Genomic DNA, 19,394 nt, shown 5'->3' with positions numbered 1-19,394 from the left:
TGTCGGTGGGGCGCGCGGACGGGCGCTCAGCGGGTGGATCGGGTGAGCGGCCGGGCCGCCGGACCCGGTCGTACCGTCACGTCACGACGCGTCGGAACCGGGTGCCCCTCGGCGCATTCGACGACGACGCGAACCGGCGCGCCGCAGTCGCGGTGCCGTACGTCGAGCATCGGCCCGGCCGGATCGGCCCAGTGCTTTTCGCCGAACTGCTTGAGGGCCAGCAGCACCGGCCACAGGTCCCAGCCCTTGGCGGTGACCCGGTACTCGTTGCGCGTGCGCGCTCCGGGCTCGCGGTAGGGCCGGGTCGCGAGCACGCCGCCGGCGACCAGTTTGCGCAGCCGGTCGGTGAGCACGGCCTCCGACAAGCCGACGTGGCGTCGGAAGTCGTCGAACCTGCGCACGCCGTTGACGGCGTCCCGCAGGATCAGCAGCGACCACTTCTCGCCCACCAGGTCGAGCGTGCGCCGGACCGGGCAATCCGCAGGGTCGATGTCCAGCCACTCCAGGTCCATGGGAGTAGTGTGACACCTGGCTTCGGAAATCGAAGCCAGTCGGTGTCGGCAGCGGCGGCGCCGGTCACCTCGCACACGGACAACCCGTCGCGCCACGGCACGGCCGGGAGGGAAGCGGAGGACGGGCATGGGCAGGTCGCGGACGTATACGTGGGACGACCCGGCGATCACGGCGGCCGCCGCCGCGTCCATGGCCGGCCTCGATTTCCTGAAGGCGATGATCGCCGGCAGGTATCCGGGGCCGCCGATAGCCGCCACCCTCGACTTCACGCTCGACGAGGTCGAGCACGGGCGCGCGGTGTTCTCCATGACGCCGGGCGAAGAGCACTACAACCCGATCGGGAGTGTGCACGGCGGCGTGTACGCGACCCTGCTGGACTCGGCGGCCGGCTGCGCGGTACACACGACGCTGCCCGCGGGCATGGCGTACACCTCGCTCGACCTGTCCACGAAGTTCCTGCGTCCGATCACCTTCGACACCGGCCGGATTCACGCGGTGGGCCGGGTGCGCAGCCAAGGCCGCCGCACCGCGCTCGCGGAGGCCGAACTGCTGGACGCGAACGACCGTCTGCTCGCGCACGCGACGAGCAGCTGCATGATCTTCCCGCTCCCGGGGGCGTGACCGCGCGCGGGCAGGCCGGCAGGGGGAGGATCCCGTCGGGGACCGGGGCTTCACGGTGCGATGCCGCGCCGGCAACCCTTGTCTCCCTGTCGGCGACCCGCGCCGGTGATCCCTGGCCGGTGATCCCGCGCCGGTCCTCCCGGGCGGATGTGGCCCGGCCGGTCAGACCACGCCGAACGAGCGGGCCAGGTTGAGGCTGTCCTCGTAGGTGACGAATCGGGTGATCAGGCCGTTTCGCACCGTGAAGCGGAAGGCGAACGGGGAGACGAACAGGTTGCCGGTGGTCACGACCACCTGTCGCATGTAGCCGAGGGCGACCGCGTCCTCGCCCTCCACCAGGATCTGGTGGATGGCGAATTCCTCGGCCTTGAGATGCCGGGGAAGGATGTCGAAGAAGTCGGCGACCTCGGCCCGGGTGGTGCGACGACCGATCCATGGCACCTCCTCGGCGCCGTAGACGTCCCAGTCGACCTCCTCGGCGACCAGCTCCGGCATCCGCTCGAAGTCACCGGCCGCGGCGCGGCGGAAGTACTCCTCGACGACTGCCCTGGTTTCGCTCATGTTCCGACCTTCCTTGGAAAAGCACGTGCCGAACCAGGCACCTGCCGCAACGGAGTTCGTGCCGCACAGGCACCTGCCGCCACCATATTGGATCGCTCAGTACAAAACAAACGCCGCTCACACCGACGCCGGGGAGCGACAGGTTCCCGACTCGCGCGGCAGTGGCCGGGCCCGTCGGAGAGAGTGAGTCGCTCGCCCTCAGGGGGAGGGCGAGTCGGCCTGCGCGCCGGCTCGCCTGCCGTGCGGCAGTCGGGAATCGCCAACTCTTCTTCGAAGGCGGGCAGTTGGAGCAAGCCGATTTGACTGTGGGGAACGTGCGTGATTGTGTCCGTGAGCGTGAGCACTCACGAAATCCTCGTTGGGCGCATCCACCTGGATCTTCTCAGGTACGCCGGGTGTCTGTGTCGCGCTTCGCGCTGACCTGAGCCCTGGCCATTTTCGCGCGCCCCACTTGCCGACGCGCACACCTCGCATCCCGCCGCGGTCCGACACCCGGACCGATCGGTCCGCAACGAGGATTCGCCTCGCCGCGAAGTGCACGTGGCATGCCCACACACATCTCCTGACGCCGTCGGGTCGACCCGGTTTCCGGGCCGCTCCGCGGTGCGCCGAGACGTTCGCCGACGCCCGACCCCGTCACCCGACGCGTGTCCGTGGGCGGAAAAGGTGGAGGGCATACGGCAACAGCGCGGAGCACCCGTTTCGAGGACGATGCATGCGTACCGACTCCGTTGCCTCCGACAACTTCACTTCCCGATCGCCCGGTCGGCCCGGTCGGCCCGGTCGGCCCGGTCGGCCCGGACTGCCCGGACTGCCCGGGCCCGACCTCGACGGGTCCTCGGGTTCGCGGACCTCGGCCGCCGTGGCCGCCGCGGCTCGTTCGCACCCGTCGACGCGATCGTTCCTGGACTTCGTGCTCACCGCGGTGGGTGACCGGGAACTCGTCTCCACCCTGCGGTTGCACCCCGAGCGACGCACCTGGTCGCCGCTGCCCGTTCCGGGCGGTCGCCAGGCGTGGCTGATCGGTTGGCCGCCGCGTTCCTCCACCGGCTTTCACGACCACGGCGGGGCACGGGGCGCGTTCGCGGTGGCCCGTGGTGAACTCGCCGAGCAGGTCCTGCGGGTACGGAGCCTGCCCATCGTGGTGGGAGGCGCGGTCGAGGTGGAGCCCCGGCAACCGCGAGCGCGGCTTCTGCGCGCGGGCCGAGGGCGCGCCTTCGGCGCCTCGCACGTGCACGACGTACGCAACCCGTCCGATGCCGAACACGCGATCTCGGTCCACGTCTACAGTCCCTCGCTCCCGTCGATGCGCCACTGTCTGCGAGCCGGCGACCGGCTCACCCTGACCACCGTCGAGAACGCCCGGGACTGGTGACGACGGTGGTGGGGAGGCTCGGATCCGGCACGGGTGTGAGTGCGGGGGCGGGGGCGGAGGATCGGCCTCGGCGTTCCCGGCCGTGGTGTCGTGTTCTCGCATCCGCTACACGCTGTTGCCATCGCCGGAGCGGGAGCTGTAGCTGTCGTCCCTTCGACGCGTAGCCGCCTCCGGAGCGGCCTTCCCTCTCGACTTCCGCCCGCCCGACACGACGCCTCGCCGCCCGCCCGCGGTCGAGGGCCTTCGTGTCGGCACGCGGGCGACGCCATCGTGCACCGACTTCCCGTGCTGCCGTGCGCCCCGGCGCCGTCAGCCGATTCACCGATCGGATCACTCCGCAATGAGCGCTACCACCACCAGACGTGGCCCCTCACCGCACACCGACATCATCGTGCTGGCCGCACTGCCGGCAGCCGCCGTACTGGCCTGCTGCTGGCTCTGGTCGGCGGCATTCGTCATCACGTGGGCGGACGGCAGCCGGCCGCGTCCCGCCGCCTTCCCGCCGAGGTTCGTCCTCGAATGGCTCGCCGGCACCTACCCATGGCCCGGCGTGCCGGCGACGCTCGTCGCCGTGGGGGAGTTGTGCCTGGTGGGCGCGGGTGCGGCCGCCCTGATCCGCGCTCGCGCCGCCCGGCCGAGGGTGGATCGCGCCGCCCGGTACCTGGCGCGGGCCGGCGACCTGCGACACACGACGGCTCGCGCCGCCCGCGCGAGGGCGCTGCGCATGGGCGTGGCCCGCGATGCCGGCCCGGGACTGCTCGTGGGACGCACGGTGCGCGGCAACCGGGAACTGTGGGGATCGTGGGAGGACATGCACGTCGACATCTGGGGACCGCGCACGGGCAAGACCGCCACCAGGGCGATCCCGGCCGTCGTCGCCGCGCCCGGGAGCGTCGTCGTGACCTCGAACAAGCGGGACATCCTGGACGCGACGCGGGGCGTACGGGCCCGCGGGGGCCCGGTCTGGGTGTTCGACCCGCAAGGACAGGCGGGGGAACCGGCGTCGTGGTGGTGGAACCCCCTGACCTTCATCGGCGACAACGTGGTGAAGGCGGTCGTCCTCGCCTCGATCTTCGCGAGCGTCAATCGCAGTTCGCATGTCCGCAGCGACGGCTACTTCGAACCCGCCGGACAGGATCTCTTCGGCCACCTCATGCTCGCCGCCTCCATCGACGACCGGCCCATCACCGACGTGTACGGGTGGCTGACCCGCCCCAACGACGACACCCCCAGCCGGATCCTGCGCCACCACGGCCACCACACGGTGGCGAACGCCGTCGAAAGCGTCCATCAGGCCCCCTCCGCGCAACGCGCGGGGGTGTACGGCACGGCTCTGCAGATGGCGTCGTTCCTGTCCGCGGCCGAGGTCACCCGATGGGTGACGCCGAACGAGGACGCGTCGCGCCCGCAGTTCTCGCACAACGCCTTCGCGTCGACCGTGGGCGGCACCATCTACCTGCTGTCCGAGGAGACGAACAAGATGGCCGCCCCGCTGGTCCTGGCGCTGACCACGGCGATCGCCTACGCGTCGGAGGGTGTGGCGATCGAGAGTCCCGGAGGCCGACTGCCGGTGCCCGCGGTGTTCGTCCTGGACGAGGCGGCGAACGTCTGCCCCTGGAAGGAACTCCCCACCATGTACAGCCACTACGGGTCGCGCGGCATCCTGATGATGACGATCCTGCAATCCTGGGCACAGGGCGTGGCGGTCTGGGGCGAGCACGGCATGGCCAAGCTGTGGGGCGCGGCGAACGTGCGGGTCTACGGCGGCGGCGTCGCCGACACCCGCCTCCTCGGCGAACTCGCCAGTGCGGCGGGCATGTTCGAGCCGGCCACCACCAGTACGTCGAGTACGTCGCCGGCCCTGTGGTCCCAGTCGACCACCCGGGCGTCCCGCCCGGAATCGGTCCTGGACATCGCCGATCTCGCCGCGTTGCCGCGCGGTCGCGCGCTCGTGCTGATGAGCGGCACCCGTCCGGTCCTGGTCAAGACCGTGCCCTGGTGGGAGGGCCCACGTGCGGGCGCCATCCGCGCCTCGCTCGCCCGCCATGCCCCCACGGGGTGACCGGTCTTCGGCGGCCCCCGCCGGGCACGTCGGCGGCGGGACGACGATGGCCCGGCCACCGGATTCACCGGCGGCCGGGCCATCGCGGGGCGCTGTCCGAGGAATCGTCAGCCGCGCACGTACAGCGCCGAACGGCCGGCGTACCGGGCCTGGGAGCCCAGTTCCTCCTCGATGCGGATCAACTGGTTGTACTTGGCCGTGCGGTCCGAACGCGACAGCGAACCGGTCTTGATCTGGCCGCAGCCGGTGGCCACGGCGAGGTCGGCGATCGTGGTGTCCTCGGTCTCGCCGGAACGGTGCGACATCACCACCGTGTAGCCCGCCTTGTGCGCGGCGTCGACGGTGGTCAGCGTCTCGGTGAGGGAGCCGATCTGGTTGACCTTGACCAGGATGGAGTTGGCCACCCCGTCACGGATGCCGTCGCGGAGCCGGTCGACGTTGGTGCAGAAGACATCGTCACCGGTGAGCTGGCACCTGTCGCCCAGCACGTCCATGAGCAGCTTCCAGCCCTTGAGGTCGTCCTCCCCCATCGGGTCCTCGATCGAGGCGATCGGGTAGCGGGAGACCAGACCGGCGAGGTACTCGGCGTGCTCCTCGATGGAGCGCTCGACGCCCTCACCGGCGTAGTCGTAGACCCCGTCCCGGAAGAACTCCGAAGAGGCCGGGTCCATCACCAGCGTGATGTCCTCCCCGGGCGTGTAGCCGGACTTCTCGACGGCGTCCACGACGAACTGCAGCGCCTCGTCCGCGGTGCTCAGCGAGGGAGCGAAGCCGCCCTCGTCGCCCACCCCGGTGCTGTGACCGGCGTCGGACAGGGACTTGCGCAGGGTATGGAAGACCTCCGAGCCCATCCGCACCGCGTCGAAGAAGTTCTCCGCGCCGATCGGGGCGATCATGAACTCCTGGAAGTCCAGCGCGTTGTTGGCGTGCGCGCCGCCGTTGATGATGTTCATCATCGGTACCGGCAGCAGCCGTGCGCCGGCGCCCCCGACATAGCGGTACAGCGGCAGCCGGTGCGCGGCGGCAGCGGCCTTCACGGTGGCCAACGAAGCCCCGAGGATCGCGTTGGCACCGAACCTGCCCTTGTTGGGCGTGCCGTCGAGGCCGATCATGGTCTCGTCGACCAGGGCCTGGTCCTCGGCATCGAGTCCGACAAGTGCTTCGGCGATCGCACCGTTGACGGCGTCGACGGCCTGGCGCACGCCCTTGCCGTGGAACCGGGCCTCGTCGCCGTCACGGAGCTCGACGGCTTCGTTCGCGCCGGTGGAGGCACCGGAGGGAACGGCCGCACGGCCCAGCGAACCGTCCTCCAGCAGGACGTCGACCTCCACTGTGGGATTGCCCCTGCTGTCGATGACCTCGCGTCCTACGACACGGCCAATCGCAGTCATGTTCTCTCCTACTGTCGTCGGCTGCACGCACGTCAGTCCGGGTGACGTGATGCCGGTGGTCCGACGGCTTCGTCGCCGCGCCTCGCCATCCACCCTATCCAGGCCGGTGAATGGAGATCACGCAGCGGTCGGGGAGGCGCTTTCAGGCAGTCGGAAACATGGCAATTCGTGATTTTTTCGGTGCCGGCGATCGCTCGTCGGTCGAGGGCGTGTCGAGCGCGCACCGCCTCGTTCGGCGTCGCGTCGACCACGTTCACACGCGAGCTGCCCGTCTCGGCTTCGACAAGGGACTCGAGCAGGAACCCGAGCACGATGCCGATTCACGGCGTGGGGTGTTGGCCGGCCGGAATCCCGGCTGACGCGATCATCGCGGGGTTTCGGGGGAGCGTGTCGCCGAGGCGGTCGCGGACCCAGGCGGCACCGACCTGTGCGTCACGACCGTACGCCATGGCCGGTGCGATACAGGCCTGGATCTTGCGGGCGGCCTCGTCGAGGGTGTGTTCAAGACTCGACCGATCACGTTCGGCGGCCTCGCGCACGGACTTGATCACGTTGGGGATGAGCACCGTCGACTGCGTCGCGGAGACCGCCGCCATGGCGGTGGGAAGGTCGCGCTCGATCCCGGACGTTCGGCCGGCGTCCAGGCGACGGTCCCAACCGAAGGCCAGATCGGCGACCTCGTCCATCGTGCAGTCGAGCTTGACCGCGGCACACGCGAGGTCCTGTACCGGGTCGCCTTCGGTCACGAACTGCAGGTCCAGCAGGCAGACTCCGCTGCTGCGCATGCCACCGTCCCGCGGCACCGGCCGCACCAGCATGTTGTCGTAGTGCAGGTCGTTGTGCAGGATGCCGGGGGTACGCGGGGTGAACGCGGCGGCTCGGTCGCCCAGGTCGTCCAGGAGGGCGTCGTCGATTCCGAAGGTGGCCGTCCGACGCAGTTGTTCCTCACTGAAGCGACTGCGGCGCACGGTTCGCGCGCGGTCGATCATGGCCACGGTCGAATCCACGTTCTGGTGGCGTCGCACCTCTCTGGGGATCCGTATCGTCGTGAAGTCGGCCAACGCCTGGGGCAACCCCTGGAGGAGCAGTCGACGAACCACGGAGCCGGACGGATCGCGGTCCCTCCGCGGGTGGATCCCGAACTCGAAACTGGTCACGATCAGCTTCTCGTCCTCGTGGTGGAACAGCCGAGGAGTGAGTCCCGGTCGCTGCCCGTTGGCGATGCGGAGCGCCTCCGGCGTCGTCACGATCGGCTCGGCCTGCAGGACGGGATGCGTCGGACGGTAGTTCTCGCTGGTCCGTTGCCCGACCACATAGCCCTTCGTGGTCAGTGCCACGACCCCGGTGCTGAAGGCCCCGCGGACGGGGGGCCGGCCCGGAAGCGGGAAGTTCCGCAGCCCCGCGCTCTCGTACGCGTCGGTGAGCACCTTCGCGTACGAAGTGGGAGTGCCCTCGCCATGCGGGAAATCGGCAAGCGAGTCGTTGACCGGCATGCCCAGCAGGTGGCGGACGATGTCGATCTCCGGTGGCGAAAGGCCGTCTTCGGGTGCGGCCGGCCCCGGTCTCACCACTGCCCCACTCGCCGGGTCCGGAGCCGCGGCACCCGGCTGCCACAGCGGCCGCGGCCGGCCGTGCTCGCCGCTGCTCCGGCGCTCGTCCGGCGGCCCCGGCGCCACGGCCGGGGCATCGGCCGCCCGAGGTCCCTGGCACGGCTTGCCGCGAACACCCGCATGACCGTTCATCCCTCCGAACTGGGGAACCGGCTCTCGCGAGACGCGAGAAACCGGAGGAACTGTGCCATGGAAAAGGCGGCGGGGAGAAGTGACCGAACGGGTGACTCCCGCTGAGAAGACGCGCCCGGACAACCTGTGCGGATACCTCGAGCAGTTGCGCATCCGGGCGCAACGGGCCCCCGGGACACGGAACTCGGCGCGGTGTATCGCCGGCCGGGCGTGCGCGGTCCGTGTCTCGCCGCGCGTGTCGTCGGGCGGAGGTGTCGGGAGGCCGAGCCACTGGACGCACGACCATTGCGTACTTTTGTCGACCATGAAAGATGACACGACGGTGCCGGAACCACGGGCGTTCGGCGAGCGGCGGTGGTGGCTGCCGTCCGCGGTGGTGGACGAGCTCGATCCCGACGCGGGTGGACAGGGCCGATCCCGCCGCACGGCCCGTGACTGGATCGTCGACGTCTGCGGTTTCCTGGTGGCCGTCGCCATCGGCTTCGCCGCCGCCGCCTCGCTGCAAGAGGAGTCGGATCTGCCACGCGGCCTCGTGGTCGCCGACCTGGCGCTGGGCGCTCTGGCATGTGGCGCGGTCTGGTTTCGCCGCCGGTGGCCGTTGGGTCTGGCCGTCGCGATGATCCCCGTCGGTCTTGTTTCCACCGCCGCGGGCGGCGCCGCGCTCATCGCGCTGTTCACCCTCACGGTGCACCGTCCCTTCCGGTACGTGGCCTGGGTGGGCGGCCTGCAACTCGCGTTGATCCCGGTGTTCTACCGGCTGCGTCCGGATCCCGATCTGTCGTACCTCGGCGTCGTCGTGTTCGCCGTGCTGCTGACCCTGTCGGTGATCGGCTGGGGCATGTTCGTACGCGCCAAGCGGCAACTCATGCTCAGCCTGCGGGACCGGGCCCGCCGCGCCGAGGCGGAGGCGCGGTTGCGGGCCGAGCAGGCGCAGCGCCTCGCCCGCGAGGCCATCGCCCGCGAGATGCACGACGTCCTCGCGCACCGGCTGACCTTGCTGAGCGTGCACGCCGGCGCGCTGGAGTTCCGGCCGGACGCGCCGCGCGAGCAGGTCGCGAGGGCGGCCGGCGTCATCCGGGAGAGCGCCCACGAGGCACTGCAGGACCTCAGGGAGATCATCGGTGTGCTGCGCACGGGCGATGCCGACGATCCCGGCGGTCGGCCCCAGCCGACGCTCGCCGCGCTGGACGGACTGGTCGCCGAGTCGCGCGAGGCAGGCATGAGGATCACGCTGGCCCACGAGGTGACCGACGCGGAGACCGTACCCGCCTCCGTCGGCCGTACCGCCTACCGCATCGCCCAGGAGGCGCTGACCAATGCCCGCAAGCACGCCCCCGGAGCCGAGACCGCGGTGACGGTCGCGGGCGCACCGGGCGAGGGCCTGACCGTGTGCGTGCGAAACCCGGCGCCGCCGGGCGAGGTGCCGCACGTGCCGGGCTCCGGCCAAGGCCTCATCGGCCTGACCGAACGCGCCACCCTGGCCGGCGGCACCCTCGCCTGCGGCCCCACCCCGGACGGCGGCTTCGAGGTACGCGCCCACCTGCCCTGGGGCTGAGCGCGGTGCCGGCATCCGTTCGAGAGGGGTGTGCCGCGGCTCGGGAAAGTTCCGCGGCGGGTTGCGACGAGTTCGTGTCGGTGCGCGGGTCTACGTTTCGAAAGCACGGGACACCACCAGGATTCGAGGAGCTTGTCATGACCGGGAACACCGCTCTGGCGACCACGATGACCGACGACGGCGACGGTACGGTCACCTTCGTGCGTGAGTTCGACGCGCCGTGTGAGGAGGTGTTCGCCGCGTACACCGACCCGGATCGGATCGTGACGTTCTTCGCGCCCGAGGGGCTGTCCGTGCCGCGCGAGAGCGTCACTCTCGAGCCGCGGACGGGTGGGCGCTGCGAACTCACCATGGTCATGGGCGACATGGAGATTCCTTTCAACGGCGTCTACCTTGACGTCGTCGCACCGCACAGGCTCGCCTTCCACGTTCCCGGGGAGGCGATGAGGCAGGAACTGACCCTCACCGACCTGGGCGAGGGCCGTACCCGTCTGACCCTGCGCCAGACCGACGTTCCCGAGCAATTCCGGGGCGAGGGCGCCCACTTGGGCTTCGACTCCAGTTGGAACCTGCCGGCACGGCACCTGGCGGCCTGACGAGGCGGGCTCTGGGCCCGAACCACTTCCGCATGTCGGATTCCCGGGGCTGGTTCGACCTCTCCACGCACTGAATCCTCCCGCGCCGGGTTCCGCCCGGGCGTGGGGTGGCGGTGTAGGCGGCCGGGGCTCGGTGCTCTCGATCGATTTCGGCGACGATGCCGACATTCGGGTGAACACCGGGTCGTGGTCCGGCGGTCCTGGGCGTCCGCGCGAGATGTGGTGGGGACACTGTGCGGGCAGGGGCGAGTGCCGTGCCCGTGGATCGCGTCGTCCGGGAGCCGCAAGTGAAGCTGACGATTGCCACCTGGAATGTGGAGAACCTGTTCCTCGCGGGGGAGGCCGACGGCCCGAAGGACGAAGCGGCCTACCAGGCGAAGTCGGCCTCGCTCGCGGACACGATCAACCGCCTCGCGCCGGACCTGCTCGGTCTGCAGGAGGTCGGCAACCCCGAGGCGCTGGACGCGCTGGTCGACCTGTTGGACGGCCAGTGGCACACCGCGCTGTCCGCGCACCCGGACAAGCGTCGCATCCGGGTCGGGTTCCTCAGCCGCAAGCCCCTCACCGTGGTCGCCGACGTCACCGCGTTCCCGGCGGAGTTCACGCCGCTGCAGACCCAGGACACCGGGGTGCCACAGAACGCGATGGGCCGCGGCGGCCTCGCGGTGAGGCTGACCCCGAAGACCGGGCACACCCTGCTCGCGGCGGTGTGCCACCTCAAGTCGAAACTGCTCACCTATCCCGGCAATCGACACAGCCCCCGCGACGAGGGCGAACGCGCCCGCTACGCCGCCTACGCGCTGTGGCGGCGAGGCGCGGAGGCCGCGACCATGCGCGCGCTGACCGACGGGCTCCTCGACGGCGACGGACGCACCCGGGACGTGGTGGTGATGGGCGACCTGAACGACACCCCGCAGGCGGCGACCACCCAGATCCTGTACGGACCGCCCGGCTCCCAGATCGGCACGGGCGGGTTCACCAAGCCCGACAACGGCGACGCGGCCCGGCTGTGGAACCTCGCCCCGCTCATCCCCGAGAAGCAGCGCTTCTCCCGTGTCTTCGAAGGACAAGGCGAACTCATCGACCACCTGCTGGTCAGCCACGCGTTGCTCGCCCGCGTCGATACCGACCAGGTCTTCACCGGCGCGGACGGCCCGCTGCCGTCGGTCAACGGTCAGCCCGGCGAACGACGAGGCGCACCCGGCTCCGACCACGCTCCCGTGGTCGCCCGCCTGGACTACTGACGGCTCACGTCGCGGGTCCGGCTAGCCGGCCGCGTCGATCGCGGTGATTCCGAATCCGTGACCGATGAACACCGTGCCCGCGCCGGCCGCCAGGACCGGGTCGACACCGGCCGCGGTGGACGGGACCGGGAACGGGTGCTTCCACCGGGTCGCCCCGGTGGCCGCGTCGACCGCCCACAGTGTTCCGGCGGGGTCGACGACGTACACGTTGCCGAAGTCGTAGCGAACCCGGACACTTTCGGCCGTGAACACCGGCTGCCTCGCGGACCCGCCGGGTATCGAGCTGCGCCAGCGCGGCGCGCCCGTCTTCGCGTCGAGGCAGTAGAGCGTGGTCTGCGTGGTGGCGAAGACCGCACCGCCGTCGGCGTCCGAGGCGCAGTCCGTGAAGACCTCGCCGGCCGCGGCGGCGGGGAAGGCCCACACCTGCTTTCCGCTGCCCGGTTCGACGAGGTGGACCCGGTCCGCGCAGTAGACGAAGCCGTCGCCCGCCCAGCACACGGGGACCCGGCGGTCGCGCGGAACGGCGTACGCCGACGACGACACCGGCGGCAGGGCCTTGGTCCAGCCGCGCGCGCCCCGGCGCGTCGCGTCGAGCGTCATGAGCTGCCCGTCCGGGCCCCGTCTCCCGTCGCCGTGCACCAGCAGGTTCGGGCCGCGCGGGGGCACGAACAACCCGGAGACGTCCTCGCCCACGGCCTCCCACAGACCGGTCCGGGTCGCGAGGTCGACGGCCCACACGAACCTGGAGGCGGGCGCCCCGGAACCGACGACCACCCGGCCGACGACGAAGGCGGTGCCGTCGACGACGCCGGCCACGCCGTGGGGGAACCATTCGCGACGTGGGATCGGGAGTGTCCACAGTTGCGTTCCGGTGCCGGGCTGGACGGCGCTCAGCACGTTTCGCCCGCCGCCGGTCACGCTTCCGGTGAGGTAGGCGGTCTGGTCGTTTCCGGCGGCGAAACCGTCGTTCTCGGTCCACTCCACGGCCAGGGGCAGGGTCCACCGCGGTCTGCCCGCGCCGGTGTCGAACGCGTCCCGCCCGTTCGTGCCGGAGGCGATGACCGAACCGCCGTACACGGCCAGGTCGGTGATCGGGCCGCCGGCCGTCGCCGTCCACTTGGTCGCGGCCGCGGGTCCGTCGAGCACGCCCTTCCGGCCGGTGGGCGCGGGCAGCGGGGGGTGCGGAACGATCGCGGGCGGTGCCGGGGCGGCGGGCGGTGACGCGGATTCGGAGCGGGCTGCGGACGGTGTCGCGGCCGCACTCTTCTTGCCCGAACCGTCGTTCCGCGACAGCAGGACGGCCGCCGCGCCGCCGGACACCGCCACGGCCGTGCCCGCGGCCAAGCCGAGGATCAGCCGCCTGCGCGAGGGCTGCCGCCGGTCCGGCGCCGGCGGTCCCGGTGGCGGGTACATCCCGGGCGGCGGGGGAACGGACGACACGGGCCGGTCGCTCGACCGCGTGACCGTGTGCACGGCCGGATGTTCGGTCCTCCCCTCGCTCGCCGCGCCCGAGGAGGCCGGCAACCCCGTCAGGACGTCGGCCGCGCGGCCGATGTCGCGCGTCAGCGCCTCCGGCAGCCAACTCGGGGTGTCCGGGTGGTCCCCGTCGCGGCTGACGAAGTCGATGAGCGCGTGCGGCGTCGGACGCCGCGCGGGGTCCTTGTCCAGGCAGGCCGCCACCATGTCCCGGATGGAGGACGGCAGCACGGTGGTGTCGGCCTGATCGCCGACGACGCGCCTGAGCACGGCGGCGGGCGGGCCTTCACCGAACGGCCGTTGCCCGGACGCGGCGTACAACATCGTCGAGCCGAGCGCGAACAGGTCGCTCGCCGCGGTCACCGGCCGTCCCAGGGACTGTTCGGGCGACATGTACCCCGGCGATCCCACGATGGTGCCCTCCCGGGTGAAGGAGGTGGCGTCCAGTGCGCGGGCGATGCCGAAGTCGATGACATGGGGGCCGTCCAGAGCCAGCAGCACGTTGCCGGGCTTGAGGTCGCGGTGCACCACGCCCGCCGCGTGGATGCGGACCAGCGCCTCGGCCAGCCCGGCCAGCAGCATGCGCAGCGACCGCTCGGGCAGCGGGCCGTGGCGCCGGACGGCGTCGGACAGCGACAGGCCCGAGACGAACGCCGTTGCCATCCACGGTGGGTCGCCGTCGGGGTCGGCGTCCACGACCGGTGCGGTGAAGGCGCCGGACACCCGCCGCGCGGCCGCCACTTCGGCGCGGAACCGGTCCCGGAAGTGCTCGTCGGCGGCGAAGTCGGCGCGGATGACCTTCACCGCGACGGCGCGTCCGGCGGCGGAGCGACCCAGGTAGACCTTGCCCATGCCGCCCGAACCGAGCGGAAGGAGCAGGACGTACGGGCCGACCCGCCGCGGGTCCGAGGCGTCGAGCTGTTCCATGGCCGGTAGCCATCACCTTCTTGTTCGTGAACACCCGGGCAGTGGCGGGGGGTTCGAGTACGGTTCGCGGATTGCCCGGGCCGATCGCGCCGGTCGTGTGGCGGGTCGGCGGCTACGCCCCGCTCGCGGCGACGACGACCAGCGAGGTGTCGTTGGCCCCCCACAGCCGGCCGCCGCCGACCGCCGTGAAGGGGACGTTGATCGTGTTCTGGACGGGGTCGGTGTACTTCCACCGTCCCTTGCCCGTCTCGGCGTCCACGGCCCACAGGTTCGCCCGGTCGTCCGCCACGTAGACGTTGCCGTCCGCGATCCGGATCCCGGCCGAGGCCGAGCCGCGCTCCTCGAGTGAACCGCTTCGCGGCGCGGTGGCCCACTTCGGTGTTCCGGTCGCCGCGTCGAGGGCGACGAGACCGGAGGCGCAGGTGACGTAGACGGTTCTGCCGTCCGGGCTCGCGACCGGCCCGCCGAAGGCGTCGTTCCCGTTGGGGGTGGCCCTGAAGGTCCACCGCGTCCTGCCGCTGAGCGGGTCGACCGCGGTGAGCGCGGGTCCCGCGTACACGTAGGCACCGCCGGCGAAGCACGCCGTCGTGCTCCCGAAGGTCGAGAAGGAGCCGCCGGGCACCCGGTTTCGCCAGCCACGCCTGCCGGTCGCCGGATCCAACGCGACCACCTCGTCGTCGAAGCGGCCGAGGTCGCCGGCGCCGCCCGCCAGGATCATCGTCTCGGAACTGGGCGGGACCAGCAGCACCACCTTCAGATCGTCGCCGGACTGCTGCCACAGCGTGCCGCGCGTGCGTGTGTCGACGGCCCACACGAAACCTTGCTGCGACGTGCCGGGATCGGCGCTGCCGGCGACGATCACGGTGTTGCCGACGAGTCCGGCGACGCTGCCCAGGGACCAGCCGGCGACCGGGGCCGGCACCGACCAGCGGAGCTTTCCGGTCGCGATGTCCACGGCGTGCAGGCTCAGGACGTCCGCGGACGCGACGGACCCGAAGAGGTAGAGGGTGCCGTTGTGCACGACCGCGGGCCGGTCCCAGGGCCTGCGGACGGGCTGTGCTCCGATCGACGCCCAGCGCACCTTGGCGTCCAGGGCCAGGCCGGTCGCGTCGAGCAGGCCGAAACTGACCAGGACCTCGTCGCTCAGGACGAGGCCGGTGCAGGCGGTGGCGAGGTTCGGCATCTTGCGGACGACGGCGTCGGGTGCGGTCAGGGGCGTCGTCGCGAGGCCGGGCGGGGCGGTCGGGCCGGACGGGGCGGATTTCGGATCGGGGCCTGCCCCGGTTTTCCGGCCGGTGTTCTCGGCGCCGCCGCCCCGTGTCGACAGCAGGGCGGCGGTGACACCCCCGGCAACCGTGAGGGTGCTCGCGGTGCCGATGAGCAGGGCGCGGCGACCGATCCCGCGTGGGCCTGGAGCGGGGGCTTGCGGCGATGGGTGGGGTGGCGCCCACGGGGAGGTCGGGGGTATTCGCGTGGGTGGGGGCGTGGGGGCGGTGAGGATCGACGTGCGGACCGCCATGATGTCGGCGGTCAGCGGCGCGGGCAGCCAACTTCCGGCGGTCACGTCGGCGCCGTGCTGTTCGATGTCCGCGACCACCCGAGCCGGATCGGGCCGCGCGGCGGGATCCTTGGCCAGGCAGCGCAGGATCAACGCGCGAAGCGGCTCGCCGAGTCCGGCCAGCGGCGCGTGGTCCGGCTCGGTGCCGGCGACGCGGAACATCAGCGCGGCGGCGTTGCCGGTTCCGAACGGCGGCAGCCCCGTCGCGGCGAAATACGCGGTGGCGCCCAGCGAGAAGACGTCGCCGATCGGCGTGAGCGGCTGTGCCAGGGCCTGTTCGGGCGACATGTAGCCGGGCGAACCGACCACCGCGCCGCTGCGGGTGTGCGAGGTGCCCTCCGCCGCGCGCGAGATCCCGAAGTCGATGACGTGTGGCCCGTCGAGCGCGAGCAGGACGTTCGAGGGCTTGAGGTCGCGGTGGATGAGGCCGGCGGCGTGCACGTTCCCGAGCGCCTCCGCCAGCCCGGCGACCAGCATGCGCAGCGACGCCTCGGGCAGCGCCCCGTGCCGGGCGACCGCCGCGGACAGGGATACGCCGGGCACGAACGCCGTTGCCATCCAGGGGATCGGGCCGTCGGGGTCGGCGTCCACGACCGGGGCGGTGAAGGCACCGGAGACCCGCCGGGCGGCCGCCACCTCCTGGCCGAAGCGTGCCCGGAACACCGGGTCGTCGGCGAACTCGGGACGGATGACCTTGACCGCGACGGTATGTCCGCCGGCCGAACGGCCCAGGTACACCTTGCCCATGCCGCCGGCACCCAGCCGGCCGAGCACGGCGTAGGGCCCGACCCGCCGCGGATCGGCGGCGCCCGACAACTCCATGGTTCCCCTATTCAGCGGCAGCACGTCACCATACCCACTCGATGATCTTCGTGTGCCGCCCCCGCCGCGCGCTCCGGGCGAGCCCGCGCGTCACGGTGTCGGGCCGCGCGAGCGGGCGCTGTTCTCCCCCGTACCGCCCCCGCGCGGGTGTGCGTGAGGGACCTCGCGACACGCACCGCGACCTCTCCCGGCCGGCCTGATCCGGCGGCGGACGACGCACGGCGTTCACGGCGCGGCCCGGACGCGGGCTGCCTGGGGGAGGGACGTCGTCCAGGGCCTCTCACGGAGCACCAACACGACCGGGAAGACCTCCGCGGCCTGGTGCTCGGCCGTCGGGCGCTCGGCGTTTTGCTGCTAGCCCCGGCCCTGGTTCAGCACCAGTTGCCGGACGGGGCGTACCGCTCGGCCCAAGTGGGCGCAGCGTGCCTCGAAACCCGGAGGAAGCCACGTGCCGCCGAGTAGCCGGGGGTGCGACGGGAACGCCGCCAGGGCCGCCAGGGCGAACATCAGGGACGCCCACGGGGTGGTGACGCGCACGCACACGTACCCCTTGCCGTACATGTCGTGGTAGCGGGCCTCGAAGATGCCGGGCTCGGGCAGGTCGATCTGGTCGAGACCGGTGAAGCCCAGGCTCAGTGGATTGCGGGGATGCGCGAGGTACGCCGACAGTTGCGTGATGGTCAGTTCGCCGCCGCCGTCGTGCACCCAGCGGGGGACGGTGTCCTGCTGCGCACGCTTGCGGCGCGCCGCGTTGCCCAAGGCGTTCAGGGCCAGCGCGCCCACCACGAACCCCGGCTTGCCGATCGCGGCCACGCCGGTGCTGCGGTAACTGCCGTTGCCCACCGCGCGCAGCCTGAACTGATCCCCCGGCCCGGTCGCGAGCACGCGCTCCCCGGCGTCGATCCGGGCCGTGCTCGCCACCAGCGGGCGGCGGTGCGCTTGGCCGGTGACGGCATCGGCCACGATGTCGCAGGTGTACCAGAGGTATTCGTCATTCTGCGTCCACCCGTCGGCCGGCTGGGAGTCCATCCGGTTCCTCACGCTTGTCCCCTTGCCCGGCGAGCCCCGTGCCGCGCCGCGCCTTCGAGTCTAAGCGTGCCCGATGGACCGGAGTTCGAGCCAGACCCTTGTCCGGGAACTGCCCGGGTCGGCCGGGCCGGTGGCCGCACTCCGGTGCGGGGAGGACCGGGCGGGCTCCTGGCGGCTTGCGGCTCACCGCCCGCCGGGGCGTCGCGACGGTCCGGTATTTTCCGCGCATGGGACGCAAACCGAACCCCGAGCGGCGACCGGAGATCCTGAGCGCGGTCGTGGACGAGCTGGCGCGTACGGGACTCGGCGACCTCTCGCTGAGACCGCTGGCGGGCGCACTGGGGGTGAGCACGTACACGCTGACGTACCAGTTCGGCTCCAAGGAGGAACTGCTGCGCGCGGTACTGGAGTTCGTGGAGGCCGAGCAGGCCGCGACGGCGCGCGGGGCGATGGCGGACGCCGACGGTCGGGTGGGCGCGGTGGTCGCGGCGTACTGGGGTTGGGTCGCGGAGCCCGCGCATCTGGCGCGCGTACGACTGGTGTTCGAGGCGTTGACGATCCCGCGCCTGAAAGAACTGCTGCCAGGGGATGTCCGGGCGCGGCTGATGTCCGCGTGGGTCGATCTGCTGACGGGTGACCTGGTGCGGGTCGGTATGGAGCGCGAGGAGGCGGAGGCGGAGGCCACGGTCGCGGCGTCGGCGCTCGCGGGCATGCTGCTCGACCTGCTGGCGACCGGGGACCGCGAGCGTCTGGACCGGGGTGCGCGGCGTCTGGCGAGGCGCCTCGATGATCTTCAAGTCGCCGGCGGGGCAACGTAGTTGGTCGGAGATGCGGCATTGCCGATTGATATGACGGTCGTTATGTTAATCGGTATGACAATGACGCGCGCACTCTCGGACGGCACCCGCACCCCCTCGTGCGGTTCGGACGCCACCGGCCGCACACACGCCTCCCGTTCCGAGACGTTGCGCTGGGAGGGCATCGCATGGGCCCTCGTCGGCGCGGCCTGGACGGCCTCGGCGTGGCCCGGGTTCCTGGTCGACTGGGGCGGCGGTCCGGCCGCGGTCGTCGCGGGGTTGGCCATGGTCGCCCTGTTCGTCGTCTGGCACGCCCTCGCGCACGGCACGCGCCTCGGCCGGGTCGGCGAGCGCGTGCTGCGGGCCCGCGTCGGCCGACGCCGCAAGTCCCGTGCCCACCTACGCGCCACGGTGGTCGTGGACACCGTGGTGATCGGCGGCTCCGGCGTCCTGTGGTGCGTCGCCGCACGCGAGTTCGCGTGGTCCGAGGCGGTCACCGGCGGCGCCGCACAGGTCGCGGCGGGCGTCGCGTTCCTGGTGTGGGGCACGTTGCACGCCCCGGCGGTGCGGCGCGTACGCGGCGGCGCGGCCGACGCACCCGTCGTCAGCCGCCGGGTGTTGGGCGCGGGCCCGATGACCGTCGCACCGGCAACGGAGCCTCAGGCGGCGGCCCTCGACGACGCCGACGCCCGGCACCGCAAGGTCCGCATGGGCCGCCTGCAACGCTGGGTGCTCAACCCGCCGATGCGGGCACTGGCGTGCTCGGGCGTGCTCCCCCACCACGCGGTGTTGGAGACGACGGGGCGGACCACGGGGCGTCGCCGCCGGACGGTGGTCGGCGTACGCCGCGACCCGGACTCCGTGCTGTGGCTGGTCGCCGAGCACGGCCCGCGGGCGGGGTACGTCCGCAACCTGATGGCGGATCCCCACGTACGCGTGCATCTGCGCGGGCGTTGGCTCCCCGGCGTCGCGGCACTCGTGCCGGACGACGACGTGGAGGCTCGCCTTGCCGCGTTCCCGACCCGTCACGCGCGGACGCTGCGGAAGTTCGCCACGACTCCGGCAACCGTCCGCGTGGACCTCGCCCGCGCGGCCTGACGCGCGGCCCGGTCCGTCGTCGCGCGG

17 protein-coding genes are annotated in these 19,394 nt (G+C 72.0%); 9 read left to right on the top strand and 8 right to left on the bottom strand.

Going from position 1 to position 19,394, the window contains the following annotated elements; translation table 11 throughout:
- Window positions 1–26 precede the first annotated feature (26 nt).
- Window positions 27–506, bottom strand: coding sequence for a winged helix-turn-helix transcriptional regulator (locus ACWCPW_RS09675; RefSeq protein WP_449761111.1), 480 nt, complete (start codon window positions 504–506; stop codon window positions 27–29).
- Window positions 507–639: 133 nt separating this feature from the next.
- On the opposite strand from ACWCPW_RS09675, the gene ACWCPW_RS09670 reads away from it, so the two are divergent.
- Window positions 640–1,134 carry a PaaI family thioesterase gene (locus ACWCPW_RS09670; protein ID WP_449761014.1) on the top strand — a complete coding sequence of 165 codons (495 nt, stop codon included), beginning with the start codon at window positions 640–642 and terminating at the stop codon, window positions 1,132–1,134.
- Between the two features lie 162 nt (window positions 1,135–1,296).
- Here the strand turns inward: ACWCPW_RS09670 and ACWCPW_RS09665 are convergent, their stop codons facing one another.
- Window positions 1,297–1,695, bottom strand: coding sequence for a nuclear transport factor 2 family protein (locus ACWCPW_RS09665; RefSeq protein ID WP_449761013.1), 399 nt, complete (start codon window positions 1,693–1,695; stop codon window positions 1,297–1,299).
- Between the two features lie 318 nt (window positions 1,696–2,013).
- Here ACWCPW_RS09665 and ACWCPW_RS09660 point away from each other — a divergent pair, with 318 nt between their 5' ends.
- From ACWCPW_RS09660 to ACWCPW_RS09650, 3 genes are all read left to right on the top strand, one after another.
- A complete protein-coding gene (locus tag ACWCPW_RS09660) occupies window positions 2,014–2,115 on the top strand; it encodes a putative leader peptide (RefSeq protein ID WP_449761012.1) in 102 nt (33 codons plus the stop codon).
- A 295-nt stretch (window positions 2,116–2,410) separates the two neighbouring features.
- Window positions 2,411–3,070 carry a cysteine dioxygenase gene (locus ACWCPW_RS09655; RefSeq protein ID WP_449761011.1) on the top strand — a complete coding sequence of 220 codons (660 nt, stop codon included), beginning with the start codon at window positions 2,411–2,413 and terminating at the stop codon, window positions 3,068–3,070.
- 340 nt (window positions 3,071–3,410) lie between these two features.
- On the top strand, window positions 3,411–5,132 hold the full coding sequence (locus ACWCPW_RS09650; RefSeq protein ID WP_449761010.1) for a type IV secretory system conjugative DNA transfer family protein: 1,722 nt from the start codon (window positions 3,411–3,413) through the stop codon (window positions 5,130–5,132).
- 107 nt (window positions 5,133–5,239) lie between these two features.
- On the opposite strand, the gene eno is transcribed toward ACWCPW_RS09650, so the two are convergent.
- The 3 genes from eno to ACWCPW_RS09635 are packed head-to-tail and all read right to left on the bottom strand — an operon-like array spanning window position 5,240 to window position 8,091.
- The gene (eno, locus tag ACWCPW_RS09645) at window positions 5,240–6,523 is read right to left on the bottom strand and encodes a phosphopyruvate hydratase (protein WP_449761009.1); all 1,284 of its coding nucleotides are present in this window, start codon (window positions 6,521–6,523) and stop codon (window positions 5,240–5,242) included.
- Between the two features lie 32 nt (window positions 6,524–6,555).
- Window positions 6,556–6,834, bottom strand: a complete 279-nt coding sequence (locus ACWCPW_RS09640) for a hypothetical protein (protein WP_449761008.1) — start codon at window positions 6,832–6,834, stop codon at window positions 6,556–6,558.
- 9 nt (window positions 6,835–6,843) lie between these two features.
- Window positions 6,844–8,091, bottom strand: coding sequence for a phosphotransferase (locus ACWCPW_RS09635; protein ID WP_449761007.1), 1,248 nt, complete (start codon window positions 8,089–8,091; stop codon window positions 6,844–6,846).
- 478 nt (window positions 8,092–8,569) lie between these two features.
- Here ACWCPW_RS09635 and ACWCPW_RS09630 point away from each other — a divergent pair, with 478 nt between their 5' ends.
- The 3 genes from ACWCPW_RS09630 to ACWCPW_RS09620 all read left to right on the top strand — a co-directional run bounded on the left by ACWCPW_RS09630 (window position 8,570) and on the right by ACWCPW_RS09620 (window position 11,660).
- Window positions 8,570–9,820: a sensor histidine kinase gene (locus tag ACWCPW_RS09630; RefSeq protein WP_449761006.1), complete on the top strand. Its 1,251-nt coding sequence runs from the start codon at window positions 8,570–8,572 to the stop codon at window positions 9,818–9,820.
- A gap of 137 nt (window positions 9,821–9,957) precedes the next feature.
- On the top strand, window positions 9,958–10,416 hold the full coding sequence (locus ACWCPW_RS09625; RefSeq protein ID WP_449761005.1) for an SRPBCC family protein: 459 nt from the start codon (window positions 9,958–9,960) through the stop codon (window positions 10,414–10,416).
- 293 nt (window positions 10,417–10,709) lie between these two features.
- Window positions 10,710–11,660 carry an endonuclease/exonuclease/phosphatase family protein gene (locus ACWCPW_RS09620; RefSeq protein ID WP_449761110.1) on the top strand — a complete coding sequence of 317 codons (951 nt, stop codon included), beginning with the start codon at window positions 10,710–10,712 and terminating at the stop codon, window positions 11,658–11,660.
- A 21-nt stretch (window positions 11,661–11,681) separates the two neighbouring features.
- Here ACWCPW_RS09620 and ACWCPW_RS09615 read toward each other — a convergent pair whose 3' ends face one another.
- The 3 genes from ACWCPW_RS09615 to ACWCPW_RS09605 all read right to left on the bottom strand — a co-directional run bounded on the left by ACWCPW_RS09615 (window position 11,682) and on the right by ACWCPW_RS09605 (window position 17,472).
- Window positions 11,682–14,063 (bottom strand): protein kinase domain-containing protein, encoded by a 2,382-nt coding sequence (locus ACWCPW_RS09615; protein ID WP_449761004.1) that lies wholly within the window; start codon window positions 14,061–14,063, stop codon window positions 11,682–11,684.
- Between the two features lie 112 nt (window positions 14,064–14,175).
- Window positions 14,176–16,443, bottom strand: coding sequence for a protein kinase domain-containing protein (locus tag ACWCPW_RS09610; protein ID WP_449761003.1), 2,268 nt, complete (start codon window positions 16,441–16,443; stop codon window positions 14,176–14,178).
- A gap of 354 nt (window positions 16,444–16,797) precedes the next feature.
- Window positions 16,798–17,472 (bottom strand): hypothetical protein, encoded by a 675-nt coding sequence (locus ACWCPW_RS09605; protein ID WP_449761002.1) that lies wholly within the window; start codon window positions 17,470–17,472, stop codon window positions 16,798–16,800.
- A 227-nt stretch (window positions 17,473–17,699) separates the two neighbouring features.
- Between ACWCPW_RS09605 and ACWCPW_RS09600 the strand changes: the two genes are divergently transcribed.
- Both ACWCPW_RS09600 and ACWCPW_RS09595 read left to right on the top strand, forming a co-directional pair.
- Window positions 17,700–18,290: a TetR/AcrR family transcriptional regulator gene (locus ACWCPW_RS09600; protein WP_449761001.1), complete on the top strand. Its 591-nt coding sequence runs from the start codon at window positions 17,700–17,702 to the stop codon at window positions 18,288–18,290.
- Window positions 18,291–18,344: 54 nt separating this feature from the next.
- Complete coding sequence (locus ACWCPW_RS09595) at window positions 18,345–19,367, top strand: nitroreductase/quinone reductase family protein (protein WP_449761000.1); 1,023 nt, start codon at window positions 18,345–18,347, stop codon at window positions 19,365–19,367.
- Window positions 19,368–19,394: the final 27 nt, after the last annotated feature.

The sequence above is a fragment of the Embleya sp. NPDC001921 genome (assembly GCF_053594475.1).
Note: the sequence above shows the minus strand (reverse complement) of the source record. Positions and strands in the feature narration are given on the sequence as shown.